The following is a 21,374-nucleotide window of genomic DNA, read 5'->3' as shown; positions in this document are numbered from 1 at the left end:
TTAAAAGGACTCATCAGCTAAAAGGACTAAAAAATGGGTAATGCCGTTAAATTAGGTGATAGCGATACCGGGCACGGTAGCCATCCGCCGACGCCTGTCGCGGCGGGTTCATCAACGGTTAAGGTTGACGGCCTGCCGTTGGCCCGACAAGGCGATCCGCTGGCTCCTCACGGCCATGACCGGAGCATTAGCAGCGGTTCATCCAGCGTACTCGTTGACGGTAAACCCGCGGCACGCTCGGGTGATGCAGTGAGCTGCGGTGGCGTGTTGATTGGCGGGGGAACGGTCACCATTGGGTGATGGCTTTGCCGCATCCGTGCGGCGTATCCTGAATTTCCTGGAACTATTTGTTTATCGTCACTTCAACGCTGTCCGAAATATCCCTTCTTTGACATCCTGTGGCGTGACCACGCCGGTGTCGAGTACCCAGCCGCTGATTAAGGCGGCGGGGGTGACGTCAAACGCTGGGTTGTAGACGGCGGCGTTCTGCGGTGCCCACTGGCAGTGACCGAAGCTGCCAGAAACGCCAGTGACTTCGGCGGCGGCACGCTGTTCGATAGGGATGGCTCGACCATCTGGGCACGCCGGATCGTGCGTGGTGTGCGGTGCCGCGACGTAAAACGGAATCTGATGATGGTGCGCCAGTACCGCGAGGCTGTAAGTGCCGATCTTATTGGCGACGTCGCCATTAGCCGCAATGCGGTCTGCACCGACCCAAATTGCATCGACCTGACCCTGTGCCATCAGGCTGGCGGCCATCGAATCACAAATCAGTTGATAAGGGATGCTCAGCTCGCCCAGCTCCCAGGCCGTGAGGCGTCCGCCCTGCAAAAGCGGACGGGTTTCATCGACCCACACCTGCGCGACATTCCCCTGCTGATATGCGCGCAGCAGTACGCCGATAGCGGTGCCGATACCTGCCGTTGCCAGCCCGCCGGTGTTGCAGTGGGTCAGCAAGCGGCTATTTGGCTTCACCAGCGCCGCGCCACGATCGGCGATGCGTTCGCACAAGGCGCGGTCTTCTTCTACCAATCGCAATGCTTCCTGCACTAGCGCATCAACAAACTGCGGCTGTGCCAACGCCAGCTTCATGCGATCCAGATTGTTCATCAGGTTTACCGCGGTAGGGCGCGATGCTCGCAGCGTCTCCAGCGCCTGCGCCAGTTCGGCCTGTGATAACCCTTTCTCGGCCAGCAGCGCGAGCAGCAGGCTGGCGGACAGGCCAATGAGCGGTGCGCCGCGTACTCGCAGCGTCTGGATATGCTCAACCAGTGACGCGACATCTGGACACGGGCTCCAGCGTTTTTCTTGCGGTAGCGCCTGCTGGTCGAGGATCCACAACTGGTTATCCACGATCTTCAGGCTGGTTGTGTTAAGTGTCTGCATAGGTCGTTAAATCCATGTTGCATCGATATTCGTATTCTGCCAAGATGCCAGATGGATGTATAGACGTCCGAACGTTTTTATGTCCGTATCTTTGATTTTAGACTAGTTTTGATTTCAGAATAGCGAGGAGTTGGAATGTCACTTTACCGCACTTTTACGGCGGATGACGCTGTTGCATATGCCCGCCAGTACGGCGGTGTCAGTCAGCCGCAAACGCTGGTAGCCGCAGAAGAGATCGGCGATGGCAATCTGAATCTGGTGTTTAAAATTAAAGATGAAACGGGCGTTAGCCGGGTGATTGTTAAACAGGCACTGCCCTATGTGCGCTGTGTCGGGGAATCCTGGCCGCTGACGCTTGATCGCGCCCGCATTGAAGCCGAAACGCTGCTGACGCACGCGCGTTTTTGTCCGCAGCATACTGTGACCGTGTTATATCACGATCCCGAACTGGCGGTGATGGTGCAGGAAGATCTCTCCGATCATCGTATCTGGCGTAGCGAGTTGGTTAACGGCACGGATTATCCTCAGGCGGCGGCACAACTGGGGGAATATCTGGCGCAGACGTTATTCCATACCTCTGATTTCTATCAGCACCCGCATGAGAAGAAAGCGGCGGTAAGCCAGTTCACTAACCCTGAACTGTGTCAGATTACCGAAGATCTGTTTTTTACCGATCCCTATATCGACCACGAAAGAAACCAATTCGACGCTGCGCTGACGCCAGATGTACAGGCATTGCGCGACGATAAAGCATTGAAGTTGGCGGTTGCCGGGCTGAAACACCGCTTTTTGAGTAAAGCGGAGGCGCTGTTGCACGGCGATATCCACAGTGGATCGATTTTTGTGGCAGAAGGGCGCTTAAAAGCGATTGATGCTGAATTCGGTTTCTACGGGCCGATTGGCTTTGATGTCGGCACGGCAATTGGCAACCTGCTGTTGAATTATTGCGGCCTGCCGGGGCTGTTGGCTCCGCGTGAGGCGGCGGCTGGGCGTGAACGGCGTCTGGAAGAAATTCATACACTGTGGCAGACCTTTTCCGCCCGTTTTCTGGCATTGAGCGAAAGCGAAAGCCACGATCCGGCGCTGGCGGAATCGGGCTATGCCGCGCTGTTTTTACAGCAGGTGTGGCGGGATGCTGTTGGTTACTGTGGCACCGAATTGATTCGCCGCACGATAGGGCTGGCGCACGTTGCCGATCTGGACAGCATTCAGGAGACGGAAGCGCGTTTAGCGTGCCAACGGCATGCTATTTCGCTGGGCAGAACGTTAGTGCTGGCGGCTCCGCATATTGCTGATGTGGATGCGCTGCTGGCGCGTGTACGGCAGAGCGGTGCTTAATTAGCCACACAATATGAGCCACATATTTCAAGATCCGCTCCCGTCAATGAATCCGATGGGAGCGGCAATCCGATGATTTATTGCCTCTATTTCTTCCCTTTATTCATCATAGCCTGCAAATTCGCGAAAGGATTATGGGTGGCAACCCCGACATCCTTCTGTGCATCTTCGCCTGCAACGACGGTCGAACCGTACATATCCGCATCGGTATATTTCGAATGCTCATGGTCGTGGCAGTAGAGGCACAGCATTTCCCAATTACTGCCATCTTCTGGGTTATTGCTGTGATCGTGATCGATGTGGTGAACGGTTAATTCACGCAGGTTGGAATAGACGAATTCGCGTGAACAGCGACCACATACCCACGGGAAAAGTTTGAGCGCTTTTTCGCGGTAGCCGCTTTCAAGTCTGGCATAGTTCTTGGGGATGTAAGCCATGTGTCAGGTTTCATTCAGAAGGAAAGATGGCGTAGATTTTACAACTGATGTGCCTTTAAAGGAAAGAACAGGCCGGTATAACCGAACTGAGTTTACTGACAAAGCTTGTTGAGCGGTGATAATGGATAGATCGTAAAGACGCTGCGAGTACATCCCTGTAAGCTCGAGCCGCGCCATCCCTGGCGCGGACGCTTTACTCTTCTATTCCATTATCACCGTTCCCATTTCGCAAATAAGTTTGTCAACGATCTCAGGCCGCCATGTTGGCGGCCTGTTTCTGTTTATGCTGCTTCGGTTTTTCTTTCCGGCTGCGGCACAGATGCAGGCTTGTTGGCGGCCAGTGCATCGAATGCAAAATCATCGACGTTGATTGAACGCAAGCGGCTGGCTTCGGCTTTGGTCAGAATAGTCGCTTCTTCCGCGGTGATCTGACCTTCTACCAGCGCCTGTTCTGCCAACTGATCCAATCGCATGAACGACAGCGGTTTATCGCTAGCCTTCGACAGACGTTGGTAAATCGGCTCGGCGGCGATGATATCCTGCAAGGCCTCTTCTAACAGCCCGACAGGGTTATGTTCGCTGGCAACCAGATATTGCCCGCGCCCCAGACGGCTGCGCGTTTCCGATGGTGTTTGCAGAATCTTCGCGACCTCATGGTCGAGGCGGTCAGACGGCGCGGCGCAGCGCAGACCTAGCGGGAAGATAATGAAGGTCAGCAGACCCGCTACGGCACGATTCGGGAAGTTACGCAGCAGATCGTCCAGCGCTTGCTCCGCCTGATGCAGACTATCCTGTACGCCCCAGTGCACCAGCGGGAGATCCGCTTTCTGACGCCCTTCATCTTCATAGCGCTTCAGCGTAGCGGAAGCCAGATAAAGCTGGCTGAGAATATCCCCCAGACGCGCCGAGATACGCTCGCGACGTTTAAGACTACCGCCCAGCACGGCCATCGACACATCCGCCAGCAGCGCCAGATTCGCACTGAGTCGGTTGAGCTGCTGATAGTAATGACGCGTTTTGTCGTTCACTGGTGCACGGCTCAGGTGGCCGTTGGTCAACCCAAGCCAGAAGCTGCGCACTGTGTTGCTGCCGACGTGGCCGATGTGACCCACCAGCGAACGGTCAAAGCGTGATACGTCGTTGGCCTGCGCGGCAGCCATCTCTTCCAGTACATAAGGGTGACAGCGGATAGCACCTTGCCCGAAGATGATCATACTGCGCGTCAGAATATTCGCCCCTTCCACGGTGATGGCAATCGGTGCGCCCTGATAGCTGCGCGCCAGGAAGTTGGATGGGCCAAGACAGATGCCTTTACCACCGGCGATATCCATCGCATCCAGTACGCTGCGCTGACCGCGGTGGGTACAGTGATATTTGACGATAGCGGAAAGCACAGCCGGTTTTTCCCCCTGCATAATGCCGCTGGTAATCAGCGTCGCGGCGGCGTCCATCACGTAAGCGTTACCCGCAATGCGTGCCAGCGGCTCTTCGATGCCTTCCATTTTGCCGATAGAGATTTTGAACTGGCGGCGGATATGCGCATAAGCGCCGATACCGAGGGCAATCGACTTCAGCCCACCAGTAGAGTTGGACGGCAGCGTAATGCCGCGCCCGACTGACAGGCATTCCATCAACATACGCCAGCCCTGACCGGCCATCTTCGCGCCGCCGATGATGTAATCCAGTGGAACAAAAATATTCTCACCCTGCGTTGGCCCGTTCTGGAACGGAACGTTCAGCGGGAAATGGCGACGGCCGATTTTAACGCCGTCGGTATCCGTCGGAATTAACGCACAGGTAATGCCAATGTCGTCTTCATCGCCTAACAGATGGTCGGGATCGTACAGCTTAAAGGCCAACCCCAGCACGGTGGCGACGGGCGCGAGCGTGATGTAGCGTTTATTCCAGGTTAGGCGCATGCCCACGACCTGTTCGCCATGCCAGTTGCCGTAGCAGACTATGCCGGTATCGGGAATTGAGCCCGCATCCGATCCCGCTTCCGGGCTGGTCAACGCAAAGCAGGGGACTTCCTGACCGCGTGCCAGACGTGGTAGGTAGTGATCTTTTTGCGCTTCTGTACCGTAGTGTTGCAGCAGTTCGCCGGGGCCGAGTGAGTTGGGCACGCCGACGGTGATTGCCACAATACTGGAGACGCCCGACAGCTTTTGCAGCACCTGCGCCTGCGCATAGGCAGAGAATTCCAGCCCGCCGTATTGCTTCTTGATGATCATGGCGAAGAAGCGATGTTCTTTTAAATACGCCCACAGTTCCGGTGGAATATCCGCACGTTCATGGGTGATTTCAAAGTCGTTTGCCATTCGGCAGGCTTCAGCAACCGGCCCGTCGATAAACGCCTGCTCTTCGGCGGTCAACTGCGGGCGCGGGTAGTTATGCAGCTTTTTCCAGTCCGGCGCGCCGCGAAACAGGTCACCTTCCCACCAGGTTGTCCCGGCATCAATCGCTTCTTTCTCCGTGTTCGACATCGGTGGCATCACCTTCTGGAACATGCGCAACGCGGAAGCGGAAACCAGTTTTTGGCGCAGAGCGGGGACGGTGATCGGAATCAGCAGAATCACGAGCGGAACCATCAGCCAGACGGGCCACAGCAATATGGCGGACATGGCCGCGAAGTAGGCCAGTAGGATGGCGCTGCTGAGCAGCAGGCTGAGCCGATGGTAAAACATCGCGCCGATGATAATCAGTAGGAGGAGGATACTGACAGCAATCATAACGTGTCTCCAGCATAGTGATGGAATTAAGGATTTCCCCCTCCACCGCGTGGTTTGCAACAGTGGAAAGCGAGAACCATTTTCATCAGTGAAATAAGGCGTAATAGGTCAATATTCTAAGAGGTCTGACCTGTTGCTTATGTTTGTTGTAGTTTATTTGATTATTTTTATCAATTCGTTTACATCATAATTACAACTCACTTCACAAACCAAACGACTGTTGCGAGTTTTCTGACAGGCATCAGCGATCCTCTCGATCCCGTGATTACACGCTTCTCGCTGTTGGTACTATCCGCTACACTGCTGAACAATACAGAATAGAATGTTGTCACCCGACAAAATGAGAGGATTCCATGTATCAGGATTTAATCCGTAGTGAACTGAAAGAAGCAGCAGAAACACTGAATAATTTCTTGAGTGATGACGCGAACATTCAGTCGATTCAAAATGCTGCGGTACTGCTGGCTAACGCGTTTAAAGCGGGCGGTAAAGTGATCTCCTGCGGTAACGGTGGCTCGCATTGTGATGCCATGCACTTTGCCGAAGAACTGACGGGGCGCTACCGTGAAAACCGCCCAGGCTATCCGGCTATTGCGATTTCCGATCCAAGCCATCTGTCCTGCGTCAGCAACGATTTTGGCTATGATTTTGTCTTCTCTCGCTATGTTGAATCGTTGGGGCGTGAAGGTGATGTGTTGCTGGGGATTTCCACTTCGGGTAATTCTGGCAATATCATTAAAGCGATTGCAGCGGCAAAAGCGAAAGGCATGAAGGTCATTACGCTAACCGGGAAAGACGGCGGTAAAATGGCGGGCTCGGCTGATGTGGAAATTCGTGTTCCACACTTTGGCTATGCCGACCGTATTCAGGAAATCCATATCAAAGCGATTCACATCCTGATTCAGCTGATTGAAAAAGAGATGGCAGATCAGTAAGCCGCTTAATAATAGACTCTACATAGTTCGAGTTTTGGGCAGTTAGTGCACAGGCAACTTGAAATATGATGAGAAGGGAAGGGTAGGAAGTCAGATGTGTGAATTGCTGGGGATGAGCGCGAATGTGCCGACGGATATCTGCTTTAGCTTTACCGGGCTGATACAGCGCGGTGGGAAAACCGGACCGCATCGGGATGGCTGGGGAATTACCTTTTATGAAGGGAACGGCTGTCGTACGTTCAAAGATCCGCTGCCAAGCTATAATTCGCCGATTGCGCGATTGGTGCAGGATTACCCTATCAAATCGTGTGCGGTGGTTTCACACATCCGGCAAGCCAATCGCGGCGCGGTTGCGCTGGAAAATACCCACCCCTTTACCCGCGAGTTATGGGGACGAAACTGGACGTATGCCCACAACGGGCAACTGAAAGGCTACAACACCCTGCAAACGGGTATGTTTCGCCCTGTCGGCCAGACGGACAGCGAATTTGCTTTCTGCTGGCTGTTGTCCCAACTGGCCGAGCGCTATCCGCGCACGCCGGGTAATTGGCCTGCGGTGTTCCGCTATATCGCTAAACAAGCGGATGTCTTGCGGGAGAAAGGCGTGTTTAACATGCTGCTGTCGGATGGGCGTTTTGTGATGGGGTACTGCTCAACTAAACTCTACTGGATTACCCGCCGCGCGCCGTTTGGTAAAGCGACGCTGTTGGATCAGGATGTGGAGATTGATTTCCAGCAACAGACGACACCGAATGATGTCGTCACCGTGCTGGCGACACAACCGCTAACAGGCAACGAAACCTGGCATCAGATCATGCCAGGCGAATTCGTTCTATTTTGTTTCGGCGAGCGCATACTTTAAGGTCGGCTGGCTGGTCATCAATGGTGGGTTAACGACGTATTGCCCGTTAAACACCGTGATGGCCGGTGGCTGATTGTGCTGATTAAAGTAAGCGTACCCCGGCTGAAGCTGTTTCCAGAAGCTGGCGTAAGTGGAATTACGGTGGCGCTGCATGTTCTGTTCTGTCATGCGGAACGGATAGATGGCGATATCAATTTTTGCCTGCCCGTGGCGTAGCGCCGTTTCGGCGTAGCGATAAATCTCGTCCATATAGTTGTTGGTCATGGCATAACAGCCGACCGACACACACTCACCGTGGATCATTAAATAGCGGCCAGAATATCCCTGTGATTTATCATAGTCGTTAGGGAAACCGATATTGATCGCGCGGTAATATTGGCTGTCTGGCTTAAGCTGACGCAGGTCAACCTGATAGAAGCCTTCTGGGCTTTTTAAATCACCCTCAACGCGTTTTGGTCCTAATCCACCCGAATATTTACAGATGGGGTATTGCTCTAATAAACGATATTCGTTGCCGACTTTTGCATAAAGTTCGAATATTCGCTCTTCTTTAAAGATCTGAATATAGATCGGAGAGCCTAATAATTGCTGTTTTAATTCTTTTGCTATCGGCGCAAGCGGTGGCGAAGTCTCGCTGGCGGCGCTGGTAACAACAAGAGAAGGCAAAAAAAACAACATCGCAAACGACAGCGCGATTTTTTGCATTATGGTTCCTGATAATAAAATTGCCTGCTACACGCGGCATCCGCGTCGCGCTACTGGTGTTTTAGCGAAAGCGTTGGGACAGCCGTGATTGGTATCTATTTCGTCGTCGTATAGGTAACGACGAAAACGAAATTACATTATCATTGGTTTCATATTAATCAAGCGTTGAAAAGCGCTAAAAAATAACATTTACAAAAAACAGCCCGAAGGTGGGCTGCTCAATGTGAGGTTGTTAATGGCAGGGAAAAGCGCATCAGGCGCGGGTGGCTTCTATCATCATAATGTCGGTGACAAATGAACCGTCGGCCTGCACCTCAAAATGCTGTACCACCTCGTCCGCCAGCGTTTTTTGCAGTTCACGAATGGCGATAGCGAAATGTTCTGGTGTGCGCATACGTGCGATCCAACTGCTGAATTCCAGCGTCAACCTGTCGCTGGTGACGTGACGCACAACAAACCCAGCATCGGTAAATAGACTCAGCCATTCGCCCGGTGCGTAATTACGCACGTGTGAGGTATCGCGCAGCTTCTCTACCGTCTGCAAATAGCTGTCCAGCAGCGGGTGGCCGGGTGAAACAACATCCATCATGATGACGCGCCCACCCGGTTTCAGGACGCGTCGCATTTCCCGTAACGCCTGCCCAACATCATGCCAGTGATGCGCAGAGTAACGGCTGATGATGATGTCTGCGCTGCTATCGTCGAACGGCAAAGACTCGGCTACACCTTGCTGAACACGGATATTATGCAGCCCTTTTTGCTCTGCGGCCTGACTGACCACGTCCAGCATTTGGGAGGACAGGTCGTAGGCGACAACTTCGGCGACGGCCTGTGCGGCGACGAAGCTGGCATGGCCAGCACCGCAGCCGACGTCGATCACGCGCGCCAGTGGGAAAGGCGCTAATAAAGCCGCCAGTCGGGTTAAATCTTTACCCTGTGCATGTACTGCACTGGTCAGGTAGTTTTGCGCCTGTGAGCCGAACTGGTGTTCGACGCGGCGATTATGGTTCTGCTTTTCTTCCATCATTGCTCTCGCTTTATCTGAAGTGCTTTCGTTTCATCATGGGTTAAAGGCGGCGCGCCTGCCAATAAACAAGACCTTGGTCTGAGCACACTATAATGAGGGGAAAATACGGGTACAATATGAGCATTTATACGGGTATAAAATACTCCCTGTTTGATTAACACGATTTTCACTGATGTTATTGTCACTACAATTGCCTATACGAATGGCATGAAAAGGACGCCTGGACTGATGTCTGCAAATACATTTATGCCTGCCAATTCTCTGAGTGGTCCAAAAGCACTGGGGGCCTTCTTACGGGCGTTGCGTGAGCGAACCACGCCGGAAATGGTCGGCCTGCCAGCGTCTGGGCGGCGGCGCACCAGCGGATTACGTCGCGAAGAATTGGCGCAAATCGCCCGAATCAGCACCACCTGGTATACCTGGCTTGAGCAGGGGCGTGATGTGTCCGCTTCGGCATCGGCGCTGCTCCGCGTGTCGCAGGCGTTAAAACTGGAACCCGCCGAGCACGATTATCTTTTTAGCCTTGCTGGCGTGAAGGATCCTCAGAAGCAGAATAGGGCAATATCGCCGGATGCGCAGGTTGCCGCCAGCCTGCATCACATTACTTGTCCTGCGTATCTTCTGGATGGTAGCTGGAATATGCTGGCGTGGAATGCGCCGTCGGAACAGTTGTTTGCCGGGTGGCTGGGACACGATCCCGAACCAAACCTGCTGCGTTTCATGTTTCTGAATCCGCTTGCACGATCGCTGGTGGTCAATTGGCCGGAACGAGCGAAGCGGGTAGTGGCGGAGTTCCGCGCGGAATCCAGCCATTACGCGCCTACTGAATCCGTTCGGCACATCGTGATGTCGCTGTGTGAAGAAAGCCGTGAGTTCAATCTCTGGTGGTCGCAGCAGGCGGTAACCGCGCGTGAAGGCGGCGAGCGACGTTTCCACCATCCTTTGCGTGGTGATGTAGCCTATCATCAACAGACTTTCCATCCTGCCATGCAGGGCGAATTTAAGCTGGTTATGCTCATCGTGCAGTAAACGCCGCAGGCATCGCGCAGCTTGTCTATACTGACTTTGATCTGTATATTTATACAGTGTTGTCGGAGGGCTAGTATGCGCAAAATCATTCATGTTGATATGGACTGCTTCTACGCAGCAATTGAGATGCGTGATAACCCGCGCCTGCGCGATATTCCTTTGGCGATTGGTGGGAGCGCCGATCGTCGTGGCGTCATCAGCACCGCTAACTATCCTGCCCGACGCTACGGCGTCCGCAGCGCGATGGCAACGGCAACCGCCTTGCGTCTGTGTCCACACCTCACGTTGCTGCCAGGTCGCATGGAGGTGTATAAATCCACCTCGCGCCAAATCCGCGAGATCTTCTCCCGCTATACGTCGCTGATCGAACCCCTCTCTCTGGATGAAGCCTATCTGGATGTTACCGATAGCCCGCACTGCAACGGTTCGGCAACACGTATTGCTGAAGAAATCCGTCGAACGATTGCGAATGAACTGAATCTCACCGCTTCGGCGGGCATTGCACCGATCAAGTTTCTGGCGAAGATCGCGTCTGAGTTAAATAAGCCGAATGGACAATATGTGATTACACCGGAGCAGGTGGATGATTTCCTGCTGACGCTACCGCTAGAGAAGATACCCGGCGTTGGGAAGGTGACGGCGAAGCGGCTGGAAGAACGTGGCCTGCATACCTGTGCCGATGTTCGGGAGTATGCGCTGGCAGACCTGCTTAAAGAATTCGGTAAGTTTGGTCGTGTGCTGTGGGAACGCTGTCAGGGGATTGATGAACGACGGATTTCACCCGATCGGCTGAGGAAGTCGGTCGGTGTGGAGAAGACGCTAGCACAGGATATCCACGACTGGGAACAGTGTGAAAACCTGATCGAACAGCTTTATGAGGAGCTGGAAGTCCGCCTGAAACGGGTGAAGCCCGACCTGCATATTGCGCGTCAGGGCGTCAAACTCAAGTTTGATGATTTTCAGCAAACCACGCAGGAACATGTGTGGCCGATGTTGAATAAACAGGATCTGTTGAAAATTGCGCAGCAAACCTGGCACGAGCGGCGTAAATCCAGGGGCGTCCGGTTGGTTGGGCTACATGTGACGCTGCTCGACCCGCAAATTGAGCGACAGCTGGTATTCGATTGGGGATAAGGATATTTCGTTGAGGATAAAAAAGGGCGACATCTCTCTGTCGCCCTGTGTTTTGCTCGCGTGCGTTTTATTCGTGAGCGATTAAGCGCGTGGCGGAATCGCTTTCAGCAGTGCTGTCAGCAATTTCCAGTACAGATCGACGCTGCCGATATGCACTTGCTCATCCGGGGAGTGTGGCCCGGTGATGGTCGGCCCAATGGAAACCATATCCATGTCTGGATACGGTTTTTTGAACAGACCACATTCCAGCCCTGCGTGGATCACCATGATGTTCGGCGTTTTGTTGAACAGCTTCTGATACGTTTCACGCACCAGCGCCATGACCGGCGAGTGGGCATCCGGCTGCCAGCCAGGGTAGCCACCTTTCGGTGATGTTTTCGCGTCAGCCAACTGACCCAGCGCCGTCAGCGTACCAACTACCGCGTCTTTACCGCTGTCGATCAGTGAACGAATCAGGCAGATAATTTCTGCATGGTCGTCTTCCATGGTGACAACGCCGAGGTTCAGTGACGTTTCTACCACACCTTTGACTTCGTCGCTCATGCGGATCACGCCGTTCGGCGTGGCGTTGAGCAGTGCCAGCAGGCGATCGCGGCTGTCCTGCGTCAGCGGGTGCTTGTTGCTGTCGCTGGCTTCCACCAGTACGGTCACGTTTTTCTCAACGGCGGACAGTTCATTTTTCAGCACAGCCAGATAGTCCTGGCTCAGCGCTTTCAACTGCTCGACGTTAGCGGCAGGCAGTGACAGCGTGGCGAAGGCTTCACGCGGAATCGCGTTACGCAGCGTCCCACCGTTCAGATCGAGAATGCGAATATCCAGCGCTTTCGCCTGTTCGAACAAGAAGCGTGCCAGTAGTTTGTTGGCGTTGCCTAGCCCCAGATGGATGTCGCAGCCGGAATGGCCGCCTTTCAGTCCTTTAATCGTCAACTTCAGCGTGTGGTAATCGGCTGGTGGTACTTCGCGCACCAGCGGCAGACGGGTAATAAAATCAATACCACCGGCGCAACCCATGTAGATTTCGCCTTCTTCTTCCGAATCGGTGTTGATCAGGATTTCGCCCTGAAGCCAGTTAGGTTGCAGGCCAAACGCACCATCCATACCGGCTTCTTCCGTCATGGTCAGCAGCACTTCCAGCGGACCGTGCTCGACGTTGGGATCGGCCAGCACCGCCAGTGCAGAAGCCATACCAATACCGTTATCCGCGCCCAGCGTGGTGCCGCGTGCTTTCAGCCACTCACCGTCAACGTAAGGTTGGATCGGATCGGTGGTGAAATCGTGTACGGTGTCGTTGTTTTTCTGCGGCACCATATCCAGATGCGCCTGCAATACAACAGGTTTGCGATTTTCCATACCTGCCGTTGCCGCTTTGCGCAGCAGAATATTGCCGACTTGATCGCGCTCGGCATTGATGCCTTTCTCTTTAGCCCATTCCAGAATGTGTGCGGCCAGCGCCTCTTCATGATAAGAAGGATGCGGGATAGAACAGATTTTAGCGAAAATATCCCACAGAGGCTGGGGGGAAAGTTGAGACAATTCAGACACTATTTCAGTCTCCTTTTTAGCGCCCTGTTTTCGCATTCTGGCGTGCAGGGGCGACAGGTTAAAAGTTAATCGCGGTTAGCCACGTCACATGGCATGTCGCAACAGAATATCATTTTCCATCAAAGCAGGGGAAATTGCCGTCATCCTCGCTTATTTTTCCCGCTGTAATATGAATCCGCAGGCTTGGCAGGGCGCAGGTTATCAGGAAAAACTCGGTTCTCTCGTTGAGAAAAACTGGTTTTTATGTTGTTGGCTATCTATAATCTCGCGCAACCTTTTTCCCCCCCCTCAGACTCAACTTAAGCCGGTTTTTATTCGGCTGGGATATATTTTATGAGCGAAAAGTACGTCGTAACCTGGGATATGTTGCAAATTCATGCCCGCAAACTGGCACAGCGTTTACTGCCTGCCGATCAATGGAAAGGCATCATTGCCGTCAGTCGCGGTGGTCTGGTTCCTGGCGCACTGCTGGCGCGTGAACTGGGCATTCGTCACGTTGATACCGTTTGCATCTCCAGCTATGACCATGACAACCAACGCGAAATGAAAGTCATCAAGCGTGCCGAGGGAGATGGTGAAGGATTCATCGTGGTTGACGATCTGGTTGATACTGGCGGTACGGCAAAGGCGATTCGTGATATGTACCCGAAGGCGCACTTTGTGACTATTTTCGCCAAACCTGCTGGTCAACCGCTGGTCGATGACTACGTGATTGATATCCCGCAGGATACCTGGATTGAACAGCCGTGGGATATGGGCGTGGTGTTTGTTCCGCCTTTGTCTGGCCGCTAATCGCCTGAGCGAATATTCGTTTCCATCAATGCCCGGTTTAGCCGGGCATTGATGTTTTTGACGATTGATGTTTCTGACGATGGTAATTTCCGACGGCTGTTGTTTCTGAACGGTCAGCATTTCTGCCACAGGATTTGATCCGATCGTGTGTTTCTGCCGTTGGCATTTGTCTTCCCTAGCCTGAGTTCGTTACACTTTAGCGGGTGACGAAGACGTCGTCTGATGTCCGCTAACAGCGGTTTACATTAACGGAGGCTGCTGTGGCGCAAGCTAACCTGTCTGAAACGCTATTCAAACCATCCTTTAAACATCCAGAAACCTCGACGTTGGTCAGACGCACGCGGAATAGTCAGGACGTACAGGGGCTGCATTCTACGCTGGAAGGGGAGAAGACCCGCAGTTGGTATCGGATGATTAACCGGCTGATGTGGATTTGGCGTGGTGTCGATCCGTGGGAAATCGAAGACGTGCTGTCGCGTATTGCTGCCAGTAAGGCCGATAGAAGCAACGAGCAACTGCTTGATACGGTGATCGGCTACCGAGGCGGTAACTGGATTTATGAATGGGCGAAGCAGGGCGCAGACTGGCAGCAGCGAGCCACGGAAAGTGAAGATGACGCACAAACCGGACAGTTTTGGTTGAATGCCGCCAATCTCTACAGCATTGCCGCCTATCCGCATATTAAAGGCGATGAGCTGGCGGAACAGGCGCAAATGCTGGCAAATCGCGCTTATGAAGAAGCGGCAAAATACCTGCCTTATGAACTCAGGGAACTGACATTCCCGATTGCGGGTGGCGGTACGCTAACTGGCTTTTTGCATATGCCATCGCAAGGAAAGGCGCCTTTCCCCACCGTCCTGATGTGCGGCAGTCTGGAAATGTTGCAGAGTGATTATCATCGTCTGTTTCAGGATTATTTTGCGCCAGCGGGCATGGCGATGTTGACGGTTGATGTCCCGTCTGTCGGATTTTCGTCCCGCTGGAAGTTGACTCAGGATTCCAGTTTCCTGCACCAGCAGGTCTTGCGTGCTTTGCCGGATGTCCCGTGGGTCGATCACACCCGTGTTGCTGCATTTGGCTTCCGCTTTGGTGCCAATATTGCCGTTCGACTGGCGTATCTGGAATCGCAGCGCTTGCGTGGTGTGGCCTGTCTCGGCCCGGTAGTCCACCATCTGTTAAACGATCCGAATCGCCAGCAGCAGGCGCCGGATATGTTTATGGATGTGCTGGCAAGTCGGTTGGGCATGCCGTTCTCGACGGATGCGTCGCTGAAAACCGAGCTGGGACGCTATTCGCTAAAAACACAGGGGTTGCTAGGACGCCGTTGCCCGACGCCGATGCTGGCAGGCTACTGGGATAACGATCTGCTATGCCCGAAAGAAGAAGCCAGCCTGATTGTGAACTCATCCGCACAAGGGAAATTGCTGCCAGTTAATTTTTCTCCGGTGTACCAGAACTTCGACCGCGCACTACAGCAAATCAGCAGATGGTTGCAGGATAAAGTGTGTTGAGTATGGCGCATATACCTTAAATAATTCGAGTTTCAGGAAGGCGGCAAGTGAGGAAGTCCCGATGAGCTTACTCAAGTAAGTGATTCGGGTGAGTGAGCGCAGCCAACGCACAGGCAACTTGAAGTATAACGGGTATAAAAAGCCTGACACTGAACGGTAACCTGATCTCAGGTGGTTGATAAATTGCCATTCTCTGCTAAAAAGAAAGCTCAACCAAAGGAGATCGCAGATGATGTTACCGAGTGGACACTCCAAAAGCCGACTCATGAAAAATTTTACAGCGCTGGGGCCTTATATACGTGAAGCGCAGTGCGAGGATAGCGCGTTCTTCTTTGATTGTCTGGCGGTCTGCGTCAACGTCAAACCTGCGCCGGAAGCGCGTGAGTTCTGGGGCTGGTGGCTGAACCTGGAAGATACCGGTAAAGCTTTTGCCTATAAATATCACTACGGTCTGTTTGATAAACAGGGCAACTGGCGTGAAGAGAAAATCAAGGACAAAGCCGTGATGGAACAGGTGGAAAATGCCAAACAGGCTTTTCATGTCCGACTGGAGAAACTGCTGCACTCGCTGGAACCCGCCTGTACACTTGCCGTACGACCGTGATGCTTCCTTGACGCTCCCCGATTTATTCACAGGTTTTCGCGTTGTGCCTGTTGGCATAACGCGTCTGTCCTGCTACAACGTTTTCCTTATTCTTATTTTTTGACATCTAACGGCAGAGAAATTATGAGCGGCAGCCAGACTTTGGTTGTGAAACTGGGCACCAGCGTGCTAACCGGCGGTTCGCGTCGTCTTAATCGTGCCCATATCGTTGAACTGGTGCGCCAGTGTGCGCAGCAACATGCGGCAGGGCACCGAATTGTTATTGTTACTTCGGGGGCGATTGCCGCCGGACGCGAACACTTGGGTTACCCTGAACTCCCGGCCACCATTGCGACCAAACAACTGCTGGCCGCCGTGGGTCAAAGCCGCCTGATTCAACTGTGGGAACAGCTGTTCTCCATCTATGGTATCCACGTCGGGCAGATGCTGCTGACGCGTGCGGATATGGAAGATCGTGAACGTTTTCTCAATGCGCGCGATACCATGCGGGCGCTGCTGGATAACAACATTGTTCCAGTGATTAATGAAAACGACGCGGTTGCGACCGCTGAGATCAAGGTCGGTGACAACGACAACCTGTCTGCGCTAGCGGCGATTCTGGCCGATGCGGATAAGCTGCTGCTGCTGACCGATCAGGCTGGGCTGTTTACCGCCGATCCGCGTAATAATCCTGATGCTGAGCTGATCCGTGAAGTGGCCGGCATCAACGATGCACTGCGCAGCATCGCAGGTGACAGCGTGTCTGGCCTCGGAACGGGCGGGATGTCGACCAAATTGCAGGCTGCTGATGTGGCCTGTCGCGCTGGTATCGATGTGGTGATTGCCGCAGGCAGCAAGCCGGGCGTGATCGGCGATGTGATTGCCAATATCTCGGTTGGAACGCGTTTTCATGCACTTGATGCGCCGCTGGAAAGTCGTAAACATTGGATTTTTGGTGCGCCCCCAGCGGGAGAAATTACCGTCGACGACGGCGCACTCTCGGCGATCCTTGAACGCGGCAGTTCGCTGCTGCCTAAAGGTATCCGCACGGTGGAAGGGAACTTCTCTCGTGGTGAAGTGATCCGCGTGCGTAGTCTGGCAGGGCGCGATGTGGCGCATGCTGTGACGCGCTATAACAGCGATGCGCTGCGTATGATTGCTGGACACCACTCTCAACAGATTGCCGATATTCTTGGTTACGAATACGGTCCGGTCGCTATTCACCGTGACGATATGATTATCAATTAAGGAGTTCGCGATGCTTGAACAAATGGGTAAAGCGGCAAAAGCGGCCTCTTATCAGCTAGCGGTCTTGAGCACGGCGCAGAAAGATCACGCGCTGCTGACGATTGCGGATTTGCTGGAAGCCGAGAGCGCGACAATTCTCGCGGCTAACGCGCTGGATTTAGCCGATGCACGCCAAAATGGCATGAGTGGGGCATTACTGGATCGTCTGCTCTTAACGCAGGACAGACTGAGTGCGATCGCCAGCGATGTGCGTCAGGTATGCCGTCTGACCGATCCGGTCGGGCAGGTGATTGACGGCAATATGTTGGATAACGGACTTAAGCTGGAACGTCGCCGCGTGCCGCTGGGCGTAGTTGGCGTGATTTATGAAGCACGCCCGAATGTCACCATTGATGTCGCGTCCCTGTGCCTGAAAACCGGTAACGCGGTGATTCTGCGCGGTGGCAAAGAGACGTACCGTACCAATGCGGCGACGGTAAAAGTGATTCAGCAGGCACTGTCGCAGTGCGGCCTGCCTGCCGCTGCGGTGCAGGCGATTGAAAGCCCGAATCGTGAACTGGTCAATCAATTGCTGAAGCTCGATCGCTACGTGGATATGCTGATTCCGCGTGGCGGTGCTGGTTTGCATAAGCTGTGTCGTGAACAATCGACGATTCCGGTCATCACTGGTGGTATCGGCGTTTGTCACATCTATGCTGACGACAGCATTGATTTCGACAAAGCGTTGACGGTCATTGAAAGCGCCAAAGTGCAGCGCCCTAGCGCCTGTAACAGCCTGGAGACGCTGCTGGTCAATCAACATATCGCCGATCGTTTCCTGCCAGAACTGAGCAAAAAAATGGCGGCGGCGGGCGTTACGCTCCACGCCAGCCCTTCAGCGATGCCTTATCTGACGGGTGGCCCGGCAAGCGTCGTTGCAGTGGAAGAGGCCAACTATAACGATGAATGGCTCTCTAACGACCTAAACATCACGCTGGTGGACGATCTGGATGCGGCGGTTGCCCATATCCGCGAGCATGGTACACAGCACTCTGATGCGATTCTGACGCACTCCTTGAGCAATGCGGAACGCTTCGTGCGTGAAGTGGATTCCTCTGCGGTGTATGTCAACGCGAGTACGCGCTTCACCGACGGCGGCCAGTTTGGCCTGGGGGCGGAAGTGGCCGTCAGTACCCAGAAACTGCACGCACGTGGCCCGATGGGACTGGAAGCGCTGACCACCTATAAGTGGATTGGTTATGGCGACGATCTGATTCGCGTCTAATCGCTTAATGGCTGCGTATATCAAAGTGATATGCGCAGTATTATGTTTACTCCGTTTTTTACTTCATTTTTTTCTAAATAATATATATCATTCCAACTGTAATTCCTTTCTGTGTTGCATTTATTTAATTTAAAATTTAATACAGTAATAAAAACGAAATAAAATAATGCATCGGAAAAACACCCTCCAATAGTAACAGGCTATGCTTTGTGTGGTATTTCACAAATACATAGTCTATCCTCCTATCGGAGGATAGTTATTTATCCTTGGCTTAGCCACACGTTATTTCATATTAATGCTGATGTTTCTCTGCGGCATTGTGGATTGAGTCGGCGGTTTCGCGCGTATTTTTCTCCGCAACATTGTTAACATTATCCGCTTTAGATTTGACGTCGGCCCAGCCTTTTTCTGCGTCTTTTCTGGCTTCGGATTCTCTGGATTTCACATCAGTTTTGACTTTATCTGCCTTTTCTCTCGCTTCAGCGCGATCGTGACTGAAGGCTGATTCTGCTGAATCCCGAGCAGAATCCAGATCATTTTCTGCCACCATGCCAATGTAACTGGTTCCCAGAATTAAGCCTAAAAACAGTGCTTTCATATTCATGATCTATTTACTCTTACAGCGTATAATGACTATGCTAACAATAACTTTGCTATTGGCGATGCATTATTGAAAGTCTAACATTAAGACAACCTCCTTGCTGCCTTGGTCGTTTAAATAGAGAAAAATAGAAAATAAAAAACAGGGAATTATCCTAAACGGTACACATTGGTTCTGTTATGTATTGCATTTATACCAGAAAGGTAAAAAGATATTTTTATTGTAAATATCACTTTCTATAAAATAGAATCTTTACCTTAAAGGAAGGCGGCGTTTTCACCTTATGAGGTATTATTCTGCAAACACTTTTTTCGAAAAAGGGAACGGCATAGATGATGTGTCTACATGCGCATCCGTTAAGCCGAAAAGCTATAGCATATGACGTTATTAGTACGGAAAATTATCAGAATTGCCGTATTAACGTAAGAGTGATGATAAAATCAGCAGACGATCGCCAAACGCTTGACTTGATGTGTCATTATCACTAATTTGTCACCCCGTAGTTCACGTCTGGCTCTCGCCATGACGATCCCAAAGCCGATATAGCTCAGTTGGTAGAGCAGCGCATTCGTAATGCGAAGGTCGTAGGTTCGACTCCTATTATCGGCACCATCCTACCTATTTTAACGTCTCCCTAAGTCTACTCAAACACCCTTTAAACCCTTATAATACGCGGTTTAACGGCCCTTATTGTCTCTGCTCGTCTACTCACGTTCACAGAAATCTACGGTGAGTTGGGGGCATCGGTGGGGGCATATCGTGTTCGGTCTAGAGGAGATGCCCCCAAATGAAGCTCAATGCCAGACAGGTCGAGACTGCCAAGCCCAAAGATAAACCCTACAAGTTAGCAGATGGTGGGGGCATGTATCTGGAGGTGTTCCCTAACGGCACCAAAAGCTGGCGCATGAAATACCGTATCGCAGGTAAAGAAAAACGTGTGGTGTTTGGTGTTTACCCGACCATTACCTTAGCCGATGCCAGAAGCAAAAGAGATGATGCTAAAAAGCTGCTGGTTAATGGCGTTGATCCGAGTGCGTTTAAGCAAGAAAGCAAACAAGCCCACATCGAAGAAGTAAAAAACACCTTTCAGCAAATTGCGCTCGAATGGCACAACATGAAAGTGAAGAAATGGTCAGCGGGGTATGCCTCTGACATTCTTGAAGCGTTCAACAAAGACGTCTTCCCGTTCATTGGTCAACGTCCTGTTGCAGACATTAAGCCGCTGGAATTGCTGAATGTGTTGAAAAAGATGGAAGACAGGGGAGCAACCGAAAAAGCCAAGAAAGTGCGCCAACGCTGCGGCGAAGTGTTTCGCTACGCCATCGTGACAGGCAGAGCCGAGTATAATCCCGCGCCTGATCTCACCAGTGCCATGCAAGGGCATGAGTCTACACATTACCCGTTCCTGACCACTGAAGAGCTTCCTGCTTTCTTTAAAGCCCTTGCTGGCTACTCTGGTAGTGAACTGATGGTGCTGGCAGCGAGATTGCTGATCATTACTGGCCTGAGAACAGGTGAATTGCGCGGTGCGTTATGGTCAGAAATCGATACCAAGAAAGCGCTATGGGAAATTTCTGCTGAACGCATGAAAATGCGCCGTCCCCATATCATCCCGCTCTCTACCCAAGCGTTAGCCATTATCGAACAGATCAGAGCAATGACGGGGCAATTTCCTTTACTGTTTCCGGGACGCAATGATCCCAGTAAGACCATGAGCGAAGCCAGTATCAATCAGGTATTTAAGCGAATTGGCTATACAGGCCGGGTTACGGGTCACGGCTTCCGCCATACCATGAGCACCGTTCTTCATGAACAGGGCTACAACACCGCATGGATTGAAACCCAACTGGCGCATGTTGATAAGAATGCTATCCGTGGCACCTACAACCACGCGCAATATCTCGATGGCAGACGTGAGATGCTGCAATGGTATGCCGACTATATGGTAAGCCTTGAGAACGGAAGCAATGTGGTGCAGGGAGCGTTTAATCGGCGTGGGTAAGGATAACTGCTGATGAAAGAGGGGCTATGTCTTAACGGACATAGCCCTTTTTCTTGGCTAAAGCAGATAAGAATTAAGTCAGAATTTAAACTGATATTGATTAACCAATTGATTAATATGCAAATTATAAAATACCTTAAAACAGCAAAATAAATAGCACTTATTGCTAAATCGCTCTACACCCCGCCCAGTGACAGCTTTCCCGCCATTTCATCTGTTTTTGTATAAAAAACACTCAATTCGAGTTCA

General features: G+C 52.4%; 19 protein-coding genes and 1 tRNA gene. 13 read left to right on the top strand and 7 right to left on the bottom strand.

Translation table 11 applies throughout. The features are described 5' to 3' along the window. The first annotated feature begins 33 nt into the window (after positions 1-33). The gene (locus AACH44_RS15640) at positions 34-300 is read left to right on the top strand and encodes a type VI secretion system PAAR protein (protein WP_039536023.1); all 267 of its coding nucleotides are present in this window, start codon (positions 34-36) and stop codon (positions 298-300) included. A gap of 57 nt (positions 301-357) precedes the next feature. On the opposite strand, the gene mtnA is transcribed toward AACH44_RS15640, so the two are convergent. Next, positions 358-1,386, bottom strand: a complete 1,029-nt coding sequence (gene mtnA, locus AACH44_RS15635; protein WP_261848754.1) for an S-methyl-5-thioribose-1-phosphate isomerase — start codon at positions 1,384-1,386, stop codon at positions 358-360. 135 nt (positions 1,387-1,521) lie between these two features. Between mtnA and mtnK the strand changes: the two genes are divergently transcribed. Further along, on the top strand, positions 1,522-2,724 hold the full coding sequence (gene mtnK / locus AACH44_RS15630; RefSeq protein WP_261848755.1) for an S-methyl-5-thioribose kinase: 1,203 nt from the start codon (positions 1,522-1,524) through the stop codon (positions 2,722-2,724). Positions 2,725-2,810: 86 nt separating this feature from the next. Here the strand turns inward: mtnK and yajD are convergent, their stop codons facing one another. Together yajD and fadE are read right to left on the bottom strand one after the other, a co-directional pair. Next, positions 2,811-3,161 (bottom strand): HNH nuclease YajD, encoded by a 351-nt coding sequence (gene yajD, locus AACH44_RS15625; protein ID WP_010282592.1) that lies wholly within the window; start codon positions 3,159-3,161, stop codon positions 2,811-2,813. Between the two features lie 281 nt (positions 3,162-3,442). Beyond that, positions 3,443-5,890 (bottom strand): acyl-CoA dehydrogenase FadE, encoded by a 2,448-nt coding sequence (fadE, locus tag AACH44_RS15620; RefSeq protein WP_261848756.1) that lies wholly within the window; start codon positions 5,888-5,890, stop codon positions 3,443-3,445. A 353-nt stretch (positions 5,891-6,243) separates the two neighbouring features. On the opposite strand from fadE, the gene lpcA reads away from it, so the two are divergent. Both lpcA and AACH44_RS15610 read left to right on the top strand, forming a co-directional pair. After that, on the top strand, positions 6,244-6,825 hold the full coding sequence (gene lpcA / locus AACH44_RS15615; RefSeq protein WP_005975726.1) for a D-sedoheptulose 7-phosphate isomerase: 582 nt from the start codon (positions 6,244-6,246) through the stop codon (positions 6,823-6,825). Between the two features lie 94 nt (positions 6,826-6,919). Further along, the gene (locus AACH44_RS15610; protein WP_261848757.1) at positions 6,920-7,687 is read left to right on the top strand and encodes a class II glutamine amidotransferase; all 768 of its coding nucleotides are present in this window, start codon (positions 6,920-6,922) and stop codon (positions 7,685-7,687) included. On the opposite strand, the gene dpaA is transcribed toward AACH44_RS15610, so the two are convergent. Beyond that, positions 7,658-8,392 (bottom strand): peptidoglycan meso-diaminopimelic acid protein amidase, encoded by a 735-nt coding sequence (dpaA, locus tag AACH44_RS15605; RefSeq protein ID WP_261848758.1) that lies wholly within the window; start codon positions 8,390-8,392, stop codon positions 7,658-7,660. The two genes, AACH44_RS15610 and dpaA, sit on opposite strands and share 30 nt — an antisense overlap. Before the next feature lie 253 nt (positions 8,393-8,645). Then, positions 8,646-9,416, bottom strand: a complete 771-nt coding sequence (locus AACH44_RS15600; RefSeq protein WP_338659620.1) for a class I SAM-dependent methyltransferase — start codon at positions 9,414-9,416, stop codon at positions 8,646-8,648. A gap of 231 nt (positions 9,417-9,647) precedes the next feature. On the opposite strand from AACH44_RS15600, the gene AACH44_RS15595 reads away from it, so the two are divergent. Together AACH44_RS15595 and dinB are read left to right on the top strand one after the other, a co-directional pair. Further along, a complete protein-coding gene (locus AACH44_RS15595) occupies positions 9,648-10,448 on the top strand; it encodes a helix-turn-helix transcriptional regulator (protein ID WP_261848759.1) in 801 nt (266 codons plus the stop codon). A gap of 75 nt (positions 10,449-10,523) precedes the next feature. Further along, on the top strand, positions 10,524-11,582 hold the full coding sequence (gene dinB / locus AACH44_RS15590) for a DNA polymerase IV (protein WP_261848760.1): 1,059 nt from the start codon (positions 10,524-10,526) through the stop codon (positions 11,580-11,582). Between the two features lie 81 nt (positions 11,583-11,663). On the opposite strand, the gene pepD is transcribed toward dinB, so the two are convergent. Further along, positions 11,664-13,124: a beta-Ala-His dipeptidase gene (gene pepD, locus AACH44_RS15585; RefSeq protein ID WP_261848761.1), complete on the bottom strand. Its 1,461-nt coding sequence runs from the start codon at positions 13,122-13,124 to the stop codon at positions 11,664-11,666. 333 nt (positions 13,125-13,457) lie between these two features. Here pepD and gpt point away from each other — a divergent pair, with 333 nt between their 5' ends. The 5 genes from gpt to proA all read left to right on the top strand — a co-directional run bounded on the left by gpt (position 13,458) and on the right by proA (position 18,522). Further along, entirely contained in the window at positions 13,458-13,916 is a 459-nt protein-coding gene (gene gpt, locus AACH44_RS15580; protein ID WP_005975741.1) for a xanthine phosphoribosyltransferase, read from the top strand. Positions 13,917-14,176: 260 nt separating this feature from the next. Further along, the gene (frsA, locus tag AACH44_RS15575; protein ID WP_261848762.1) at positions 14,177-15,427 is read left to right on the top strand and encodes an esterase FrsA; all 1,251 of its coding nucleotides are present in this window, start codon (positions 14,177-14,179) and stop codon (positions 15,425-15,427) included. Positions 15,428-15,656: 229 nt separating this feature from the next. Next, a complete protein-coding gene (gene crl, locus AACH44_RS15570; protein ID WP_261848763.1) occupies positions 15,657-16,031 on the top strand; it encodes a sigma factor-binding protein Crl in 375 nt (124 codons plus the stop codon). Between the two features lie 123 nt (positions 16,032-16,154). Then, positions 16,155-17,258 carry a glutamate 5-kinase gene (gene proB, locus AACH44_RS15565; protein ID WP_261848764.1) on the top strand — a complete coding sequence of 368 codons (1,104 nt, stop codon included), beginning with the start codon at positions 16,155-16,157 and terminating at the stop codon, positions 17,256-17,258. A 10-nt stretch (positions 17,259-17,268) separates the two neighbouring features. Then, a complete protein-coding gene (gene proA / locus AACH44_RS15560; protein ID WP_261848765.1) occupies positions 17,269-18,522 on the top strand; it encodes a glutamate-5-semialdehyde dehydrogenase in 1,254 nt (417 codons plus the stop codon). A 292-nt stretch (positions 18,523-18,814) separates the two neighbouring features. Here the strand turns inward: proA and AACH44_RS15555 are convergent, their stop codons facing one another. After that, a complete protein-coding gene (locus AACH44_RS15555; RefSeq protein ID WP_261848766.1) occupies positions 18,815-19,126 on the bottom strand; it encodes a hypothetical protein in 312 nt (103 codons plus the stop codon). A gap of 533 nt (positions 19,127-19,659) precedes the next feature. Here AACH44_RS15555 and AACH44_RS15550 point away from each other — a divergent pair. Together AACH44_RS15550 and AACH44_RS15545 are read left to right on the top strand one after the other, a co-directional pair. Continuing rightward, positions 19,660-19,735 (top strand) — tRNA-Thr (locus tag AACH44_RS15550). 175 nt (positions 19,736-19,910) lie between these two features. Next, positions 19,911-21,125 (top strand): tyrosine-type recombinase/integrase, encoded by a 1,215-nt coding sequence (locus AACH44_RS15545; protein ID WP_338659324.1) that lies wholly within the window; start codon positions 19,911-19,913, stop codon positions 21,123-21,125. Positions 21,126-21,374 lie beyond the last annotated feature (249 nt).

This window comes from Pectobacterium araliae, assembly GCF_037076465.1.
Taxonomy (GTDB): domain Bacteria; phylum Pseudomonadota; class Gammaproteobacteria; order Enterobacterales; family Enterobacteriaceae; genus Pectobacterium; species Pectobacterium araliae.
The sequence above is the reverse complement of the archived record's forward strand: the minus strand, read 5'-3'. Positions and strand labels throughout refer to the sequence as shown.